This window comes from Enterobacter cloacae complex sp. P6RS (assembly GCF_014982245.1).
Classification (GTDB): domain Bacteria; phylum Pseudomonadota; class Gammaproteobacteria; order Enterobacterales; family Enterobacteriaceae; genus Enterobacter; species Enterobacter bugandensis.
The window spans coordinates 127,721-146,082 of sequence record NZ_JADCLB010000015.1 but is presented as its reverse complement, the minus strand read 5'-3'; the positions used below and the strand labels follow the sequence as shown (position 1 = coordinate 146,082).

The following is an 18,362-nucleotide window of genomic DNA, read 5'->3' as shown; positions in this document are numbered from 1 at the left end:
TTATTTACTGAAAACGACGACGAGCGTTCGCTTCACGCGCCGCCTGGGCCACTTCAACCGGAACCACCCTGCGCCCGACGGGCCAAAGGGCGATGGCGGCGATCTTAAAGTTCGCGAGCCCGACCGGAATACCAATTATTGAGATGCACTGCGCAATACCGGCAAAAATATGCATGATGCACAGCCACCAGCCGAAGAAAATCAGCCACAGAATGTTCAGCAAAGTTCCCCCCGTATTCATCAGGGCGCTTTTGCTCTCCGGGTTCAGCTCATTAACGTGGATAGCTTCGTTACCGTAGGGGATGAACGACAGTTTCGTTATTTCCCAGCAGGAACGGGTCAGGGGAAGCGTGAAAATCAGGACGATGCTCACCAGCGTGGCAAAAAGCCAGGAAAGGGTGGTGGCAAAACCGCCCAGCACAAAATTCAACACATTCAGAACGGTACGCATAAACCCTCACTTCCTTTCGATAAAATTAACGCCCAATGATTGTAACGTTTTTTTAGGCTGGAGCACCTTAAAACTGGCAGTTAAACTGTCAGGTAAATTATCTCTTCGTGGATTTGGCGGGACATGGAACTGAAAGCAACTTCTTTAGGCAAACGCCTGGCGCAACACCCCTATGACAGAGTTGTTCTGCTCAACGCCGGGGTTAAAGTCTCCGGAGAACGCCACGAATACCTTATTCCGTTTAATCAGCTTCTGGCTATTCACTGCAAGCGCGGGCTGGTGTGGGGCGAGCTCGAGTTCGTTCTGCCTGACGACAAAGTCGTGCGCCTTCACGGTACCGAGTGGGCGGAAACCCAGCGTTTCCACCATCACCTGAACGCGCTCTGGCAGCAGTGGAGCCACGACATGAGCGTGATTGCCGCTCAGGTGCTGCAGCAGGTGCTGGACGATATCGCGCAAAGCAACGCGCAGCAAACGTGGCTGACGCGCCAGCAGACCGCCGGACTGCAGCAAAAGATTCGACAGGCACTTTCGGCGCTGCCGCTCTCCGTGACGCGTCTTGATGAGTTCGACAATTGTCGCGATGCCTGGCGTCAGTGCCAGGCCTGGCTGAACGATATGGATAAAAGCCGGCTGGCGCATAACCAGGCCTGGACGGACGCCATGCTCACCCAATACGCCGACTTTTTCAGTACGGTGGAGTCTTCACCGCTCAACCCCGCTCAGGCGCGCGCGGTGGTGAACGGCGAGCAGTCGCTGCTGGTGCTGGCGGGGGCCGGAAGCGGTAAAACGTCGGTGCTGGTGGCGCGTGCGGGCTGGCTTCTCACCACCGGGGAGGCCGTTGCCGATCAGATCCTGCTTCTGGCTTTTGGCCGTAAGGCGGCACAGGAGATGGACGAACGCATCCAGGAACGGCTGCACACCCGGGATATTACCGCCAGAACCTTCCATGCCCTCGCGCTGCATATCATTCAGCAGGGCAGTAAAAAAGTGCCTGCCATCAGTAAACTGGAAAACGACGCGCAGGCGCGACAGGCGTTGTTTATTAAAACGTGGCGTCAGCAGTGCAGTGAGAAAAAGGCGCAGGCGAAAGGGTGGCGTCAATGGCTGGAAGAGGAACTCAACTGGGAGGTACCGGAGGGCAGCTTCTGGCAGGATGAAAAACTGGCTCGTCGGCTCGGCTCGCGTCTTGACCGCTGGGTCAGCCTGATGCGGATGCACGGCGGCTCGCAGGCAGAGATGATTGAAAGCGCGCCGGAGGCGATCCGCGATCTATTTTCAAAACGGGTCAAGCTGATGGCTCCGCTATTGAAAGCCTGGAAAACCGCGCTGAAAGAGGAAAATGCCGTTGATTTCTCCGGTCTTATCCATCAGGCGATCGTCATTCTGGAGAAGGGGCGCTTTGTCAGCCCGTGGAAGCATATTCTGGTGGATGAGTTCCAGGATATCTCACCCCAGCGTGCGGCACTGCTCTCGGCGCTGCGGGCGCAAAATAAACATACCTCGCTGTTCGCGGTGGGGGACGACTGGCAGGCCATTTACCGCTTCAGCGGGGCGCAGCTCTCGCTGACGACCGCCTTCCACCACTATTTTGGCGAAGGCGACCGCAGCGATCTGGACACGACATACCGCTTCAATTCACGGATTGGTGAAATCGCCAACCGCTTTATCCAGCAGAATCCGCATCAGCTGGCCAAGCCGCTAAACAGCCTGCGGGCAGGGGATAAAAAAGCGGTCACCCTGCTGGCGGATGACCAGTTGGAGCCGCTGCTGGACAAGCTCAGCGGCTATGCGAAACCCGATGAACGAATCCTGGTGCTGGCGCGTTATCATCACCTTAAGCCTGCTGCGCTGGAAAAAGCCGCTACCCGCTGGCCGAAACTGCAGCTTGAATTTATGACCATTCACGCCAGCAAAGGGCAGCAAGCCGATTATGTGATTGTGGTGGGGCTAAAGGAGGGCAGCGACGGATTCCCGGCTCCGGCCCGCGAGTCGGTCATGGAAGAGGCCCTGCTGCCGGTGCCGGAAGACTTCCCGGATGCCGAAGAACGGCGTTTGCTGTACGTGGCCATCACCCGCGCGCGTCACCGCGTGTGGCTGCTGTTCAATAAAGAGGAGCCATCAGTGTTTGTCGATATTCTGAAGAGTATTGATGTGCCGGTGGCGCGGAAGCCATAACGGCGTCAGGCAAGATTTCCAGGCCGGGTAGACGTAGCCGCCACCCGGCAAAAAAGCTACTTCAGTCTCTCGGAAAGATAGCGCTGATAGTCCGGAATAAGGATCTCAACCGGCGAGTTAAACTGCGGTGATTCAATGATAAAATCCGCCGTTGACAGGTTCGTCGCCACCGGAATATTCCACACCGTTGCCAGACGCAGCAGCGCTTTGACATCCGGATCGTGCGGAACCGCATTCAGCGGATCCCAGAAGAAGATCAGCACATCAATTTTCCCTTCGGAAATCTGCGCCCCGACCTGCTGATCGCCGCCCATCGGGCCGCTCAGCATCGCATTCACCTCCAGACCCGTTTCGCGCTGGATCAAGTTACCGGTGGTGCCGGTGGCCGACAGGGCGTGCTTTTCCAGCAGCGCCTGATGGCGGCGAACCCAGTTAAGCAGCATTTGTTTACAGTGGTCGTGCGCCACCAGCGCAATGTGTTTGCGTTCAGGCAGCGTGCGTGTTGTCAGTTCCATAATCATATCCATCAGGTTAACTGACTACACGATGACGGGAACCGTCTGACGCTGCAAGAGAAAGGCGTAAAAAATGTGGCTTATGATGAAGGTTGTTGCTTTGCCCACTGTAAAAACCGGGCCCGCGTGTCGGGATCGGCCTGCTGGAACCAGAATTTAAGGCGCTGTTCCGTCAGGCTCTGGGACTGTGGCGGAATGACGTCCAGTTCCGAGACGCCGGATAGCAGCGTACTGTCGTCCGCCATCATGGTGGCAAACTGCGGAAGGGAGGCGCGTTTGCCGGCTTTGTTATAGACCTGCGTTGCGGCCTCGTAGTCCGGGTTTTTTGTGGCGCTGGTCAACGCCAGAATATCCAGCTTGACCGGGATCGGCATTGCATTCCCGTCCAGCAGCTCAACGCGCGGCGAGGCGTCGAAGGCCGCTGATTCCTTCTCCGTTTCAAGGCGAGGCAGGGTAATGTTCACCTGGCTGATTTGCCGGGTATTAAAGCTGACAATCAGCGGCGGAGAGATGTACATCCGCTGCTCATGGTTAGTCTGGCCGATCGCTTTTTCGACCCGGAACACCAGCTGATGCGGCCCGTTATCTAACTCAATACTGTCAGCCCCGCGCAATAACGAGCTGGAAACCTTCTTCCCGTCCAAAACCAGGAGATCAATGTCGCCAGAGAGCCGAAGCGTGGTGGCAAAAACGCAAACCGGCATCGCTAACGCAATCAGAGCAGTGGCAAAACCGGTTTTCATAGAAGGCTCCCATTAGAGATACTGTCGCCGCATTAATGTATCTAAATCTTTCGATAATCACGTTTACTAACATATAGACATATTTTGCCGTTTTGCCCTCATACATCAGTATGGGATGGATGGTTGAGATGTGCGCTTTGGCGTACACTTTTAAAAAAGCCAGGAGAAAAACCATGAAAGAGAATGATATTGCCGAGATTCTGACATCCACGCGTACCATTGCGCTGGTGGGCGCGAGCGATAAACCCGACCGTCCCAGCTATCGGGTGATGAAATACCTTCTCGATCAGGGCTATCACGTTATTCCGGTCTCGCCAAAAGTGGCGGGGAAAACCTTATTAGGCCAGCAGGGCTATGCCACGCTCGCTGACGTGCCGGAAAAAATTGATATGGTCGACGTCTTCCGTAATTCCGAGGCGGCGTGGGAAGTGGCGCAGGACGCTATCGCCGTCGGGGCGAAAACGCTGTGGATGCAGCTGGGTGTGATTAACGAGCAGGCTGCGGTGCTGGCGCGGGATGCGGGGCTAAACGTCGTGATGGATCGCTGTCCGGCGATCGACATCCCCCGTCTGGGGCTGGCGAAGTAATAAAAAAAGCCCGTGCATCGGGCTTTTTTACACGCTTAGTTCCGCAGGCGCGGAGCCTGTAACTGTTTGCGGATAGTCTGAGCAAGTTCATCCATAGTGGGTTGCTCCGGATGCTCTTCCTGCAGCTCGCTGCTTAGCTGCGCTTCGGCAAGGTAGGTATGTACGGGTTGTCCGTCGTCACCTTCCATCACCACATGGTACCAGGGTGCAGCGCGAAGCTCTGCGTTCACCGCCAGTTCGTCCGCTGACGGTTCATCAAGGGAATACTCCGGGTCGATATCCACGACCACACCCAAATACCCAAGCAAAGTGTGGCGGACCTGCTGGCCGATACCGAATTTGCTGGCAATCATAGTCACCTCCCGGGAAATACGACTTACACATTAAGTGCGGGCAATATTTCTCTTTTCAAGTTACATGACGCGACAGGCAAACCCTTTCAGATACAGTCCTTCCGGGTAGGTAGCAATCACGGGGTGATCGGCTGCCTGACGGAACTGCTCTATAAATTGTACATCACGACCAGCATCTATTGCGGCATCGGCGATGATTTTTTGGAATAAATCGGTGGTCATCAGCCCGGAGCAGGAGAAGGTGAGCAGCACCCCGCCCGGGTTCAGCAGCTGGATGGCCAGCATGTTGATATCCTTATACCCACGACAGGCGCCCATCAGCTGGCTTTTGTTTTCCACAAACTTTGGCGGATCCATCACGATGACGTCGAACTTCTCGCCCCGATCGCGATATTTACGTAGCAGCTTGAAGACGTCGTCGCGTATAAATTCGGCTTTGCTCAAGTCCAGTTTGTTCAGCTCGACGTTCTGTTTTGCCACGTCCAGCGCTTCCTGCGAGGTATCCACGCTGACCACCTGGGCACAACCGCCCATCAGCGCCGAAACGGCAAAACCGCCGGTGTAGGAGAAGCAGTTCAGCACGCGTTTGTCGGCAACGTACTGACGCGTAGCCAGGCGGCTGTCGCGCTGGTCAAGGTAGTAACCCGTTTTGTGCCCGCCCTGAATATCCACCAGCAGCTTCATACCGTGCTCTTCAATCGGCAGCAGGGCAGGCGGCAGCTCACCCTTGACCGGGCCCTGCGTCAGCTCCATGCCCTCTTTTTTGCGCACCGCCACGTCGCTGCGGTCGTAAATGGCGCACTGTGGGAACAGGGTTTGCAGGGCGCTAATCAGCGCGGCACGCTGGTATTCCGCCCCGGCGCTCAGCAGCTGCAGCACCAGGAAGTTGCCGAAGCGATCGATGGTCACGCCCGGCAGGCCGTCGGATTCACCGGCAATGAGGCGATAGCTGTCCAGCCCGTCGCGCTTTGCCAGCCAGTCACGCCACTGCTGCGCCTGCTGCAGGCGGCGGACGAAGAAGTCGATGTCGATGGTTTCGTCTTTATCGAAGGTCCAGACGCGCGCGCGGATCTGAGACGCTGGCGAGTAAGCGCCTCGCGCTAACCATTTCCCCTGATGGTCAACAATATCAATGGTTTCACCGAGGCTGGCTTTGCCTTCCATACGGGCAACCGCGCCGGAAAAGACCCAGGGATGACGGCGCAGTAATGACTTCTCGCGCCCTTTGGCTAACACTAAACGTACACTCATAATTTGCTGTTCTGTCGATTTCAGGGAAATGGCGCGTAGAGTAGCACATTCAGCCAGGCGCAATCATCTGCGGATGTCGTTGAGCGTTTCGGCAGATCGTGGAGGAGGTGAGAATGGCCGTGGCGCTGTCACAGTTACAGTCGACTCGCTTACCGATCGGTGAAATCGCATTACAATGTGGGTATCTTTCCAGCTCTCGTTTCACCGCCCGTTTCCGGCAGCACTATGGCTGTTTACCGAAAACGCTACGTTAAGGAGAAGAAAAATGTCAAAAGTCTGCACCATTGCCTGGGTCCACGGCCTTGTTCAGGGCGTCGGGTTCCGCTACAGCACCCAGCGCGAAGCGATGACGCTTGGGCTAACGGGATACGCGCGAAATATGGACGACGGCAGCGTTGAGGTGGTCGCCTGCGGCGACGCGGAGCAGGTTGAAAAACTGATGGCGTGGCTGAAAGCAGGTGGGCCGCGCAGCGCCCGGGTTGATAAGGTCTTAACGGAACCGCATCAACCCGGCAGGGAATATGTGAACTTCGGTATTCGGTATTAAATACACTTCACCGGTTTAGGAAGGCCGGCAATTTTGGTGGCCTGTTTTGCCGGGCCCTTCGGGAACAGGCGATACAGATAGCGGCTGTTGCCTTTTTCTTCGCCAAATTTGTTGGCCATCGCCTTGACCAGCATGCGGATGGCCGGAGAGGTGTTGAACTCGAGATAAAACTCGCGCACAAAACGGACCACCTCCCAGTGTTCGGGGGAGAGGGCGATACCTTCGTTTTCGGCGATTTTCTCCGCCAGCGGCTCGCTCCATAGCGTGGTGTCTTTCAGATAGCCTTCGCTATCGGTCTCAATTTCCTGGCCTGCAAAAATGAACATAGTGCTCTGTCGATAAAGTAAAAAACGCCCCTAGTCTAGCAAATAAGGGGCGGCGTGAGAAACCTCGACCTACAGAAGAAGCTGGAGCAGATTGTTGGCATTAAGCTTTTTTAGCGCGTTGCATTTATACGTCGATACCTGTTTTTCGCTCATCTGCGTCATATGCGCGACATGCCGTACCGATTGTCCGTTCACCAGCCTGTCGAGCACGTTGAACTCCATGCCTGTCAGGCAACAATTCAGGGTGCGCACCCGGCGGGGCTCTCTGGCAAGCAGATACGCCGCATCCGCAACGGCAATCCGGTCATCAATGATATATAAGGTCAGCGTGGCAAACCGCTTTCGCAGATGGGTAGCCAGTGCCCAGCCTTTTTCATTGCACACCAGATAAACCGTTCCTTCCCAGCGCCTGGCTTCCAGCTCCAGAAGAATGTCGACCAGCGCCAGGTGCGTCCCCGCGACGGAAAAGCGGCAGCGAACAACGAGGGTGTCGCAGGCCAGCAGCGAACGGCACCACTTTACCGTACCGCTCTCAACCTGCGTCTGAGCGTTACGGCGCAGAAGGGCGTAGCGCAACCCTTCGGCATAAAAACGATTGTTGTCGAGGATGGCGTAACTCACAATGGCCTCTTTATAAGGTACTGGGCGTATAGATAACGCGTAGGGTGCCGGTGTAATCCCCGGCATTTTTACTGCTGGCAGCAAACGCGGGCGTTTTCAGAATGATGGGGGCGGGGACACAAAGTACGCTCTCCCGTCCACCCGGCAGTACAACCTGACGCAGATATTGCGGGTCATTAGTGCCCTGCCAGATCAGCGTTTTGCCATTCGCCGCGGTTTCTGCTGCGCCCGTTACCGGGTTGATCACCGTAACCTGATAATCGAGCCGATCCCGTGCTTCGGTCTGGCTTCCACCGCGTCGTCTGACGGAAAACGCTCCCTCAGTACGGCCCGTGGCCGCTAAACCGTCATCCTCAAAGCGCAGATAGACGCGCGTGCTGGCGCTGTTTTTACCGTCATACAGGCACATATCCAGCGCGCTCTCGCCCTGGATTTCGCTGCCGCCGGGCCGCCCCGGAAAATTGGTCAGATTGAGGTTAACCAGCGGGGTTGAGTGGGGGAACGCCGGCAGATAAATCTGCTGGTTACCCGGATCGACCACCTCAATGCGTATCGTCGCCTGCCAGCGGGCTATGGTGAGGTAGCCCGGACACCCGACGTTGACATCGTTAAAGTTGCCCCCGCAGTCGGCGCTTCCCCATTCGCGCAGGTTCTGCTTCAGCGTTGCGGTCCAGATGCCCGGCTGGGCGAGCTTATCCAGTTCGCCTTTAACGATGTAAAAATCAAAATAGGGTTCCCGGTTCCAGGCCGAGAGATCGGCGGTACCGCCGCTGACAAAGCTGGCAAAGGTGAAAACTTTGTTGTTGATAAACATATGTTTTTCCCCATAGACCTTCACATCTGCTGTTTTATTTGTCGACGTGTGGGTAAAACGCAGCGTAATGGCGTAGGGGGCGGCCGGGTTCGCGCTAAACCAGACCGGCGCTGTCATACACGCTCCGTTCGTCGGGTCGGTGCGGGACTCGCAGGTCAGGGTGTTGCGTCCCCACTTTTGCGGGTCGATAGTGTCGTAACCGCTCGGTTCATGGACCCAGATATCAAAACGCGCAGGCGGCACCGCGCGATCGTAGCTAATCCCTACGCTGGAATTTCTTCCGGCAGGGACGCCCGCCAGCGTCTGACAGCTCCACAGCGTCAAAAAAAGTAAAACAAAGAGGTAGTTGTTCACATCATTTCCCTTTGGTGAGGTGCTCTGCATTCATGGCCGTTGGCCCCGTAGGCACGTTCCGCCCGGCGAGCATCAGTTGCGCCTGGTGCTGGACCGAATCCGGCAGGGCGGAAAAAGTGAGTTCCCGACACGGGATAGACCCGACATAACGCACCACGTCGCGCATGCTTTTCACGCTCAATTCACACTGATAAAACTGCTGCTGACGCACCAGATAAAGGTTGCGCAGCAGGGCGTCGCTCTGGGCGCTGAAACCGCCATTGCCGAGATCGTTCCAGCCGTTCACGTTCAGCGGTACGCCGCCCACGAACGGCGAATGATGTTCGTCAGTGAGCTGGCCGAGCCAGGTGTAGCGGGTGGTGGTTTGCACGTTCCGGCGAAGCATTTTGCCCGGCACCATAAAGAGCGTCCGGCTCCCGGAACCCTGCGTGATTTCACTGCTTGCGCCTGATGAGACGTTCAGCGACTCATTAACCGTCAGCGTTGTTGGCTGATAACCCGGCACCGCAAAAAGGGCACGGCTGTTGGCCGGGATATCCGCGGTGCCGCCGTTATCCAGCGAGACGGCGACGCGTGAATCCCGGGAATCCTCAGGCGTAGCCACGTTTACCGCAACGGCAGAAGCCGGGCGTCCATCGCCCCAGCGGCCAAGCCACAGCCCTGAGCGCGACAGGGCGAGGGTGGAGCTGTAGTTGCCGCTGCTGCTTAACGTATGGCGCCCATCCTGGCGGTCCCATGCGTCGCTCACCGTCAGGCTGGCGTTACCAAAACGTCCACCCTGGCGCGTATACGCTGAGGCATTGAGCGAATCGCTGTTGATCCCCGACGCGCTCAGCCCGTATTCATTCTCGCCGCGCGCGTCGGCATACCAGTTGTGCGCCACGTTGTAGCTCAGCTGGTTTTTCTGATGCTGCTGGTGCTGCCAGGTTGCACCAAGCGAGGTATAGCCTGACGCATCACCCTGACGCTTATGCGCCAGTGAGAGGCTAACGCTCAGATAGCCGCCTTTGTCTTTCCCGTCGCGAGAGTGGTCGTTGCGCATAAACAGGTTAATGCTGCTGTTGATGTTCAGACCGCGCGCGCTAAAGGTATTACTCAGCCCGCCCTGCCAGGCCTGCGTGCGGGAGCGGGTCATATACACCGGCTCCCACGGCAGGCCGGCATCGTGACGATCGTCATGGTCAGGCAGTTCCCGGCGCGTAACGTAGCGCCCTTCGTTGCGGTTATCCGAATACCCCAGGTTGGCGTACCACGAGCCGACAGGGACGGAGAACATGACCGAGAGGCTACGATAACAGCCGTTGACGGCGTCAAAACCTGCGCTGCGGGTATCACAATTTTCTGCGGATAACGCGTTGCGGTAGAAGCTCAGCGAAAACCCATCGTTATAGCTGATTTGCTGAATATTGCCGCGTTGGCCCTTGCTGCCGTAGAGGTAGCTAAAGCGTGTGCTTAATACCCCGTCGATCGGGCCCGCGTTAAAGCCGCGGCTCCAGTCGAGGGCATTTTCCAGGAAGTGCTGCCTTTTCATGACGGTTGCGCCGCTGGTCAGCGCCAGCGTCGGGGTGACGGGCAGGCGTATACCCGCCTGTGCGACCGGGCTGCGTTCATCATTGCGATCGTTATTAGCCGTTTCCCCTGCCTGCATAAACCACTCGACGCGGTCGAATGGCGTAATGCCCGTACGGGTAAACGGAACCTGCTCGGTACGCGTCAGTCGGTTGTTTTCGTAAACTGACAGCGTCACGGTATAGCTTCCATCCGGAAACGCGCGGGTATCCAGAGTTTGTGCCCCGGCGTTGAGGTAAAAGCTGGCCAGCAGCTCCTTGCCGCGGCGCGCGTCGATACGCGCATCGTGCGAAAGCAGCACCGTAATGGGCGTGCCCTTCGATTGCTGAACCGGGTTGATCCATGCCCGGGTCGAGCCCGTGCGCAGGCCACGTATTTTGCCCAGCGGCAGCTGGCTGAGGTTAATATTCCCCCCGGCGTTGCTGAACAGGTCGCGGGTATCCATCTCGCCTATCTGTAGATAATATTCACGCCATAAATCCTGGCGGAACCAGGCATTGTTAACGGTCATTTCCTGCTGCTGCTGATGACGCGAGCGTTGTCCCAGCCAGGTCCAGTCGAGGTTAAGATAGCCGTCCTGGGTCAGCGCCAGCGCCCCGTTGCCCTGAACGGTGGCAGACTGATAATCCCTGTCGGCAACGAAATTGATATTTTGCTGATGAATCAACGCGTTTTCGCTGTCCTGGGTGGGCTGATACCACTGGTTTTCCTCCGAGGGCTTTGGCAAAAAGCGCTTATCAAAAAACAGGTTTATGCGAGCATTGTTTTCGTCATAGATGATGGCCGCACGGCGGGTTTCGAGATAATCACACCCCGTCGCGGAGCCGTTGCTGCTGCAGGCCAGGTTGCCGTTACGGGCAAGCGGAACGGCCAACGCTGCGGAAACGGAGCCGATAAGGGCAGGATCGTCGTTAAACTGACGTTTGATGGCCGCGACCACGGTTTCAGGCGCGACAAAACTGACCGTTTCAAGATTGATATCGGTTTCGAAAAGGCCAAGCGACTCGCCGTATAAGCTCACCTCTGTCCACATGCGCTGCGTTTTCGCCAGGTCCTCGAATCCGGCCGGGACGGCCATCTCAGCGCAGGCGAGGTGGACAGATGCGGGTAATAAAGCAACAAAAAGGAGAGTATTTCTGTGAAACGCCATGAACGAGCCTCGACATCATCCTGACGTCAGAGGGCGGGCGCCCTCTGACGTTATTCCTTAGGTGCTATGGTGTTACGCACCGCCTTCCGTGGTGGTCGCCTGAGTCAGCATCAGGCTTACAACGCCGCTGTACTGGCCGGTTTTCAGAATGCCTTTGGTGGTCTGGGAAATGGTCAGAGGCAGAACCGCAGAACCGTTTTCAATGCTGCCCGGGAACAGTTCGGTTCCGGTAAATTCGGCATCGGTGGTGGACAGAGTTTTATCACCCAGAAGAACCGTCATCGGTACAATCTGATCCCCATCCGTGTTGGTGAGCTTAGCTGCGCTAACGAGGCGTACTTTGACGTTACTGGTAGCGGAGTTGGACCATACCTTGGTGTTCAGGCGGTAGCTTTCCAGGCCCCGACCCGGCAGATACTGCATGTCGATGCTGGCTGGCAGCGGCGTGTTATCGGCCTGGGTCATATCCAGCTGTGAATCAACGCTGGCGTTGACGGTAATATCTTTCTGGATCGCCAGCGCGCTGGCAGATGTGGTCATCGCGGCAACGATCATCAGAGGTTTAATAAATTTACGCATTGATATCTCCATATTTTACAAATGAGCACCCTGGCTCTTTAAACAAACCACAAGGGTTTTTACAGTGACGTCGTGTTATTGCACGACGGGTAAGTCAGCTTCTTCAGCGGTTTTTTTCACCCAGTTGAAGTAGCGGAATTTGTATTGCTTGCCGTTTACCTGATTAAGCGTTTTTAATTTCCGCTCGGTATCCGGATAAATCGTGGCATCTTCTTTAATCCATTTACAGACGTCGTCTGACTGACAAATACCGATCTCCCTGAGCGGCACGCGCAGGGTGCCGGCGTTGGTGACGGTCCCCCGTGCGGGATCGATATGCAGCGAAACGCGCTCCGTGGCAGGGGCCAGATGTACCAGCGCCCCCCAGATAACATTGACCCCAAGCTTTGCCGTCGCTGCCGTGCTTTCGGGCTGGCCGGGAATAATGCTGTCCGGCTGTTTCACCCCTTCAAAATAGACTCGCCAGGTGGTCTCTTTTTCCGGCGGCGTCAGTGAAACAAGGCGCACCACGCGCATTGCGCCTGCAGCCAGGGCAAATTTATCGGGCGTCACCACGACGCCGCCTTCTTTCCACGAAGCAACGTCAATCTCTTTTTCCTGGGCCGTTCCGGGGTTAAGAATTTTCTTTTGCCTCACCCGAATGAACTGAATATCATCCGTTTTCGATGCCACTTTTATTTGCGCTGCGCCGGCGCTATCCACGTTAAGTTCCATTGGATAGACGCTCATATTGGCCCTTGTCATTTCTGAGAAAAATGACAGCGACAGCGCGGCGACATAAAACGCGGTTGTCATATTCACTTTTTGTTTCTGTTTCACATTCAGCCTGCCTGCTCTGAGTTCTTGTGCGGTTTTTAACACCAGGACACCGTCTGCTTTCGTATCGCTTCAGGGCAGGGAAACTTTAACCAGAACAGCAGGTTGTGAAAATTTGTATTAGTTAACCGCTGATATACAGTGATTTATCCTGATTTGCTGGGCTTAAAGTTGTATAGTTAAAAGAAAATGCCGCTACCCAGGATGGGAAGAAAATTCCTGTTGATGAAAAAAGAACCAGCTCAGGAAGCGATTTTCTTGCCGATGTCACAGGGATAAAAAAGCCTGCGGTAATAGCTGAGAGTGAAATATGTTTTTTATATGCAATAATTCGTTGTTATTTGATCCTGAAGCACATGCAATTAGTCTTGTTGGTCAACCGGAGTCTGTATTAACGCTCTCGGCGCCAGCCGTTCGCCTTTTACAGGAGTTTATTCGTCATAAAGGGCACGATCTGAGTCGGGAGGAATTAATTACACGCGTCTGGGAGGAGTATGGCTTTACGCCGTCTGGAAATAACCTCAACAAAGCGGTCAGTGAATTACGCAAAAGCTTCCAGTCTCTTGGGGAACATCATAATTTCATTGTGACGATACCCCGGTATGGATTCCGTTTTGTTGCCGATGTGATTTGCCAGCCTGCGCAAATTGTTCAACCCGCTGAAGCACAGCCGATCTCTTCCGTCGTGCCGTCAGAGGCAAAACGTCAGCGTATTTCCCTTAAATGGGGCGCCGCGGCGGCGGTATTGTTAGCATCAGCACTGGGGTTAGGCCTGCTGTTTAACCAGCAGCAGAAGATCGCTATACCGATGACGCCAAAGCCCGTCGCGCAGAAAATAGCGGGCTGTAGCATCTGGCTTATTAACGATCATGGCCGGCCGCTGGTGCTCTCGAAACTGGCGGTGCTGCTGGAGGCGAATAACGTGGCGTGCGCGCGCGAAGCGTACAATATCTACTATTTCAGCGCCCGCTTTAACCTTGCAGTTGCGGATGAAGTGTTTATTGGTGCATGCCCGCTCAATAAAACCAGCCTGTGCAAAACCATTCGCTATAAAAGCGGGGCAGAAAAATGAAAATGAGACTTCTGTTTGCTGCGGGTGGGGCGCTTGCTGGCGGCGCGCTGGCGCTCTTTATTTATTCCGGGGGCATATATAAGCGTGATGCGCTGGCCTGCAGTACGGAATTTAACTTTACGCGTAACGAGGGAAAAGCGAATGAGGTCCGGGTCAATACCGTGGCCCAGTTCTATTTTCATCGTGACGGCACCGGCTTAACAACGTACAAAGGTGCAGCTATGGCTGAAGGCCGGGGCATGATCGTTGACAGGGATGTGGATTTTACCTGGTCGCGACGGGATGATGATAACGTTATCGTGTTGAGCTACACCAAAACCTGGCGTCGGCATAATGACAATACCCCGGACGAAAAGTGGGGAGGCTTTGCGAGGCCGACAGCCCGCTATTACCTGACGATCTCCGAGCTTGCGCCCGCCGTGTGGCTCATACAGGACCGGCTCTATCCCACCTATATTTGCCGAGGTGACTAGAGCATAAAAAAAGGAGAATGCCTGAGGCATTCTCCTTTTTGTTTCAGCAGGTCTGCTTAATCGCGGCTGGCGAAGCCCAGGATGCTCAGCAGGCTGACGAAGATGTTGTACAGCGACACATACAGGCTCACGGTCGCGCGGATGTAGTTGGTCTCACCGCCGTGAATAATGTTGCTGGTTTCATACAGGATCGCGCCGGATGACAGCAGGATAAACACCGCGCTAATCGCCAGGTGCAGGGCAGGCAGCTGCAGGAAGATATTTGCCACCATACCAATCAGCACCACTACGATGCCCGCCATCAGCATACCGCCGAGGAAGGACATATCCTTGCGCGTGGTCAGCACGTAGGCCGAGCAGCAGAAGAACACCAGCGCGGTACCGCCCAGCGCCATGCCAATCACGTCACCCATACCAGCAGACAGATACGCGTTCAGGATCGGCCCCAGGATATACCCCAGGAAGCCGGTGAAGGCGAATGCGGAAAGAATACCGACCGGTTTATCAGCGGTTTTGTAGGTCAGGAACATCAGACCGTACATCCCCACCAGCGTCAGGATCAGGCCCGGAGATGGCAGCATCAGCACGGTGCTGGCGGTAGCGGTGATAGCCGAAAACGCCAGCGTCAGGCTGAGCATGAAATAGGTATTGCGCAGCACCTTGTGGGTGCTGAGTAGCGATGTGCGGTCGCGTGAGGAAGTAATTATACGATCCATGAGTCACTCTCTTATGACAGATGTAATTAACGGAAAGAATAGGAAACGGCGCGCCAGTCTCAAAGTGGTTTTACCCATCTTTACTCAGCACGTTAGCGCTGAAGGTGGTCGTTTCTTCTGCAAAAGCATATGTAACCAGTATGAACGGCGGTTTAAAAGTATTTACCAGATCAACCTCTTATAGGTTACTGAAAAATATTGCGTTATTGCCTTTCGGGCGCTAAGAGTTATCTCCGGATCGTCATAAAACAGACAATAAGGCGAAGGAAATGAAACCACAAACACGCACGCGCTTTACGCTCTCTTTACTCACCGCCGGGATCCTGTGCGCCAGCACGGCGACCTGGGCGGCTAACGTGCCAGCAGGAACAGCGCTGGCCGAAAAACAGGAACTGGTCAGAAACAATGGCAGCGAACCGGCCTCGCTCGACCCGCATAAAGTCGAAAGCGATGTCGAATTCAATATTATCAGCGATTTATTCGAAGGGCTGGTGAGTGTCTCCCCGTCAGGGGAAATCCAACCCCGGCTGGCTGAAAAATGGGAGAATAAGGACAACACCGTCTGGACGTTCCACTTACGTCCGGGCATCACCTGGAGCGACGGGACGGCCATTACCGCAGAGGATGTGGTCTGGAGCTGGCAGCGCCTGGTTGATCCAAAAACCGTTTCACCGTACGCCAGCTATCCCGGCAACATGCATATCGTCAACGCGGCCGATATCGCTCAGGGGAAAAAATCCCCCGACACGCTGGGCGTAAAAGCAATTAACGATACCACGCTGGAAGTAACGCTCACCCAGCCCAACGCGGCGTTCCTGGCGATGCTGGCGCACCCGTCGCTGGTGCCGGTGGATAAAGTGCTGATTGGCCGTTTCGGCGAAAAGTGGACCAAACCGGAGCATTTTGTCAGCAGCGGAGCGTATAAGCTGTCCCAGTGGGTGGTCAACGAACGCATTGTGGCGGAGCGTAACCCGCGCTACTGGGATAACGCGCATACCGTTATTAACAAAGTCACCTATCTGCCGATCACCTCTGAGGCCTCGGATGTGAACCGCTATAAAGCGGGCGAAATTGATATTGTGTATACGGTACCTATTAACCAGTTTGCTCAGCTGAAGAAAACGCTGGGCAGCCAGCTGGACGTCTCCCCGCAGCTGGCGACCTATTACTACGAATTCAACACCACCCGTCCGCCGTTCAACGATGCCCGCGTGCGCAAGGCGCTGAACATGGCGCTGGATAAAGACATCATCGCTGAGAAGGTAATGGGGCAGGGGCAGCGCCCGGCGTGGCTGATTAGCCAGCCGGACATCGGCGGGGTCAAGCTGCAGAATCCGGATTACGCCAGCTGGCCGCTCGACAAGCGTATTGCTGAGGCGAAAAAACTGCTCAACGAGGCTGGGTATAACGAAAGCCATCCTCTGAGCTTCAACCTGCTCTATAACACCTCTGAATCGCACCAGCGCATCGCGATTGCGGCCAGCTCTATGTGGAAGAAAAACCTCGGCGTAGACGCGAAGCTGCAAAATCAGGAGTGGAAAACTATGCTGGATACCATGCACACCCACAACTTTGACGCGGTGCGCTACGCCTGGATTGCAGACTACGACGACGCGGCGACCTTCCTGAACAACTTCCGTACCGGCGACAGTGAAAACACCAGCCAGTACAGCAACCCGGACTACGATCAAGCCTTGATCAACGCCGCAAAGGCCAAAACGCCGGCAGAGCGGGGTAAGTTCTACCAGCAGGCAGAGGATCTGCTTGGGCGTGATGTGCCTGCCATTCCGGTTTATCACTACGTCCGTACGCACCTGGTGAAACCGTGGGTGGGTGGCTTTACGCCGGATAAGCTGGGGTACTATTTCACAAAAGATATGTACATCAAAAAGCACTAAGCGAGAGGGCTGGATTTTATGCTGAGAAAATCGCCGATGTGTTGTCAGTTCAACCGATTAAGCACATTTTGGCTAATTTTAAAGCGAACGATTGCAGCCACTCTTTACAGCATGCGGTGAGGTGTTTATAGTTCGCCTCACTCAGGAAGTGTGGCCGAGCGGTTGAAGGCACCGGTCTTGAAAACCGGCGACCCGAAAGGGTTCCAGAGTTCGAATCTCTGCGCTTCCGCCAGATATAAACCCCAGCTTACTCGTTAAGCTGGGGTTTTTCTTTTTGCGCGTATCTGAAAACCTGACGTCTATGAGCGGATAAAGGCCAGAATATCCGCGTTAATGGTATCCGCGTGGGTGGTATGCATCCCGTGCGGGAAGCCCGGATAGATTTTCAGCACGCTATTCGCCAGCAGCTGGTCCTGCAGAAGGGCTGCATTCTTATAAGGCACGACCTGATCGTCATCCCCCTGCATCACCAAAACGGAAACCGTAATGGTTTTCAAATCCTCTGTCTGATCGGTTTCTGAAAACGCCTTAATTCCCTCATAGTGGGCCTTGGCGCTGCCGATCATGCCCTGACGCCACCAGTTCTGAATGGTGCCCTGTGAAACCTCGGCCCCCGCCCGGTTAAACCCATAAAAAGGACCGCTGGCGACGTCGAGGTAAAACTGGGCGCGATTCGCGGCCAGCGCTTTACGGAAGCCGTCGAAAACCTCTACAGGTGTCCCGCCAGGGTTGTTTTCTGTTTTCACCATCAACGGTGGAACGGCGCTCACGAGCACCGCTTTGGCAACGCGCCCCTGCGGCTGGCCGTACTTCGCAACATAGCGGGCCACCTGGCCACCGCCGGTAGAGTGGCCGACGTGCACCGCATTGTGCAGGTCCAGGCTTTCAACCACGGCCGACGCGTCAGCCGCATAATGATCCATATCGTGCCCTTCGCTGACCTGGTCCGAACGCCCGTGACCACGGCGGTCGATTGCGATAACGCGATAGCCTTCCGCAAGGAAGAAGAGCATCTGGTTATCCCAGTCATCGGCACTCAATGGCCAGCCGTGATGGAAAACAATGGGCTGAGCCTCTTTCGGACCCCAGTCTTTGTAGTAAATATTGACGCCGTCTTTCGTTGTTACGAATGCCATACCGCAGACTCCTCTGTTAAAGACGCAACGATCGCTGGCTGAGCGCAGAGCGAACCATTATTGTCTTCATGATGTTGGCTTGTTTAGTTTCCCGTACCGACAGTACCCCTAAAGTGTAGGAGAAATAGTAAAACCGGTGGGTTTCATTCGTGTGAATGGTATCCAGAAGGGGAAAGCGAATGATGGGCTCTGGAGTGAGTCCCAGAGCCATCA

General features: G+C 55.4%; 19 protein-coding genes, 1 tRNA gene and 1 pseudogene. 8 read left to right on the top strand and 13 right to left on the bottom strand.

Translation table 11 applies throughout. The features are described 5' to 3' along the window. Positions 1–4: 4 nt before the first annotated feature. On the bottom strand, positions 5–451 hold the full coding sequence (locus tag INF73_RS09370) for a YccF domain-containing protein (RefSeq protein WP_041910601.1): 447 nt from the start codon (positions 449–451) through the stop codon (positions 5–7). 123 nt (positions 452–574) lie between these two features. Here INF73_RS09370 and helD point away from each other — a divergent pair, with 123 nt between their 5' ends. After that, positions 575–2,629, top strand: coding sequence for a DNA helicase IV (gene helD, locus INF73_RS09365; RefSeq protein WP_045261704.1), 2,055 nt, complete (start codon positions 575–577; stop codon positions 2,627–2,629). Between the two features lie 56 nt (positions 2,630–2,685). Here the strand turns inward: helD and mgsA are convergent, their stop codons facing one another. Together mgsA and INF73_RS09355 are read right to left on the bottom strand one after the other, a co-directional pair. Then, entirely contained in the window at positions 2,686–3,144 is a 459-nt protein-coding gene (gene mgsA, locus INF73_RS09360) for a methylglyoxal synthase (protein WP_028012607.1), read from the bottom strand. An 80-nt stretch (positions 3,145–3,224) separates the two neighbouring features. Continuing rightward, positions 3,225–3,887, bottom strand: coding sequence for a DUF2057 family protein (locus INF73_RS09355; RefSeq protein ID WP_193540406.1), 663 nt, complete (start codon positions 3,885–3,887; stop codon positions 3,225–3,227). Between the two features lie 173 nt (positions 3,888–4,060). Between INF73_RS09355 and INF73_RS09350 the strand changes: the two genes are divergently transcribed. Next, positions 4,061–4,474, top strand: coding sequence for a CoA-binding protein (locus INF73_RS09350; protein ID WP_008499920.1), 414 nt, complete (start codon positions 4,061–4,063; stop codon positions 4,472–4,474). Positions 4,475–4,509: 35 nt separating this feature from the next. Here the strand turns inward: INF73_RS09350 and hspQ are convergent, their stop codons facing one another. After that, positions 4,510–4,827 (bottom strand): heat shock protein HspQ, encoded by a 318-nt coding sequence (gene hspQ, locus INF73_RS09345; RefSeq protein ID WP_008499919.1) that lies wholly within the window; start codon positions 4,825–4,827, stop codon positions 4,510–4,512. Positions 4,828–4,887: 60 nt separating this feature from the next. After that, positions 4,888–6,078, bottom strand: coding sequence for a 23S rRNA (cytosine(1962)-C(5))-methyltransferase RlmI (gene rlmI / locus INF73_RS09340; RefSeq protein ID WP_193540408.1), 1,191 nt, complete (start codon positions 6,076–6,078; stop codon positions 4,888–4,890). 22 nt (positions 6,079–6,100) lie between these two features. On the opposite strand from rlmI, the pseudogene INF73_RS22265 reads away from it, so the two are divergent. Together INF73_RS22265 and yccX are read left to right on the top strand one after the other, a co-directional pair. Beyond that, positions 6,101–6,332, top strand: a pseudogene (locus tag INF73_RS22265) (helix-turn-helix transcriptional regulator); the annotation flags it as partial. An 11-nt stretch (positions 6,333–6,343) separates the two neighbouring features. After that, complete coding sequence (gene yccX / locus INF73_RS09330) at positions 6,344–6,625, top strand: acylphosphatase (protein WP_048999181.1); 282 nt, start codon at positions 6,344–6,346, stop codon at positions 6,623–6,625. Here yccX and tusE read toward each other — a convergent pair. From tusE to INF73_RS09300, 6 genes are all read right to left on the bottom strand, one after another. After that, positions 6,622–6,951 (bottom strand): sulfurtransferase TusE, encoded by a 330-nt coding sequence (gene tusE, locus INF73_RS09325; RefSeq protein WP_028012611.1) that lies wholly within the window; start codon positions 6,949–6,951, stop codon positions 6,622–6,624. The two genes, yccX and tusE, sit on opposite strands and share 4 nt — an antisense overlap. Before the next feature lie 69 nt (positions 6,952–7,020). Beyond that, complete coding sequence (locus tag INF73_RS09320; protein WP_100170514.1) at positions 7,021–7,572, bottom strand: LuxR C-terminal-related transcriptional regulator; 552 nt, start codon at positions 7,570–7,572, stop codon at positions 7,021–7,023. 10 nt (positions 7,573–7,582) lie between these two features. Further along, positions 7,583–8,740 carry a CfaE/CblD family pilus tip adhesin gene (locus INF73_RS09315; RefSeq protein WP_193540410.1) on the bottom strand — a complete coding sequence of 386 codons (1,158 nt, stop codon included), beginning with the start codon at positions 8,738–8,740 and terminating at the stop codon, positions 7,583–7,585. 1 nt (position 8,741) lies between these two features. Further along, on the bottom strand, positions 8,742–11,459 hold the full coding sequence (locus tag INF73_RS09310) for a TcfC E-set like domain-containing protein (RefSeq protein WP_193540412.1): 2,718 nt from the start codon (positions 11,457–11,459) through the stop codon (positions 8,742–8,744). A gap of 72 nt (positions 11,460–11,531) precedes the next feature. Continuing rightward, positions 11,532–12,038 carry a CS1 type fimbrial major subunit gene (locus tag INF73_RS09305; RefSeq protein ID WP_028012615.1) on the bottom strand — a complete coding sequence of 169 codons (507 nt, stop codon included), beginning with the start codon at positions 12,036–12,038 and terminating at the stop codon, positions 11,532–11,534. 75 nt (positions 12,039–12,113) lie between these two features. Then, entirely contained in the window at positions 12,114–12,833 is a 720-nt protein-coding gene (locus INF73_RS09300) for a fimbrial protein (RefSeq protein ID WP_227412971.1), read from the bottom strand. Positions 12,834–13,164: 331 nt separating this feature from the next. On the opposite strand from INF73_RS09300, the gene INF73_RS09295 reads away from it, so the two are divergent. Further along, positions 13,165–13,926 carry a winged helix-turn-helix domain-containing protein gene (locus INF73_RS09295; protein ID WP_193540416.1) on the top strand — a complete coding sequence of 254 codons (762 nt, stop codon included), beginning with the start codon at positions 13,165–13,167 and terminating at the stop codon, positions 13,924–13,926. Beyond that, the gene (locus INF73_RS09290; RefSeq protein WP_047368236.1) at positions 13,923–14,399 is read left to right on the top strand and encodes a hypothetical protein; all 477 of its coding nucleotides are present in this window, start codon (positions 13,923–13,925) and stop codon (positions 14,397–14,399) included. Before INF73_RS09295 ends, INF73_RS09290 begins: the two co-directional genes overlap by 4 nt. 56 nt (positions 14,400–14,455) lie before the next feature. Here the strand turns inward: INF73_RS09290 and yccA are convergent, their stop codons facing one another. Then, positions 14,456–15,115 carry an FtsH protease modulator YccA gene (yccA, locus tag INF73_RS09285; protein WP_013097244.1) on the bottom strand — a complete coding sequence of 220 codons (660 nt, stop codon included), beginning with the start codon at positions 15,113–15,115 and terminating at the stop codon, positions 14,456–14,458. A gap of 269 nt (positions 15,116–15,384) precedes the next feature. Between yccA and INF73_RS09280 the strand changes: the two genes are divergently transcribed. Both INF73_RS09280 and INF73_RS09275 read left to right on the top strand, forming a co-directional pair. Then, positions 15,385–17,013 (top strand): ABC transporter substrate-binding protein, encoded by a 1,629-nt coding sequence (locus INF73_RS09280; protein ID WP_028012619.1) that lies wholly within the window; start codon positions 15,385–15,387, stop codon positions 17,011–17,013. Between the two features lie 144 nt (positions 17,014–17,157). Continuing rightward, positions 17,158–17,245: transfer RNA gene (locus tag INF73_RS09275), tRNA-Ser, on the top strand. Positions 17,246–17,312: 67 nt separating this feature from the next. Here the strand turns inward: INF73_RS09275 and INF73_RS09270 are convergent. Further along, the gene (locus tag INF73_RS09270) at positions 17,313–18,149 is read right to left on the bottom strand and encodes an alpha/beta fold hydrolase (RefSeq protein ID WP_193540418.1); all 837 of its coding nucleotides are present in this window, start codon (positions 18,147–18,149) and stop codon (positions 17,313–17,315) included. Positions 18,150–18,362: the final 213 nt, after the last annotated feature.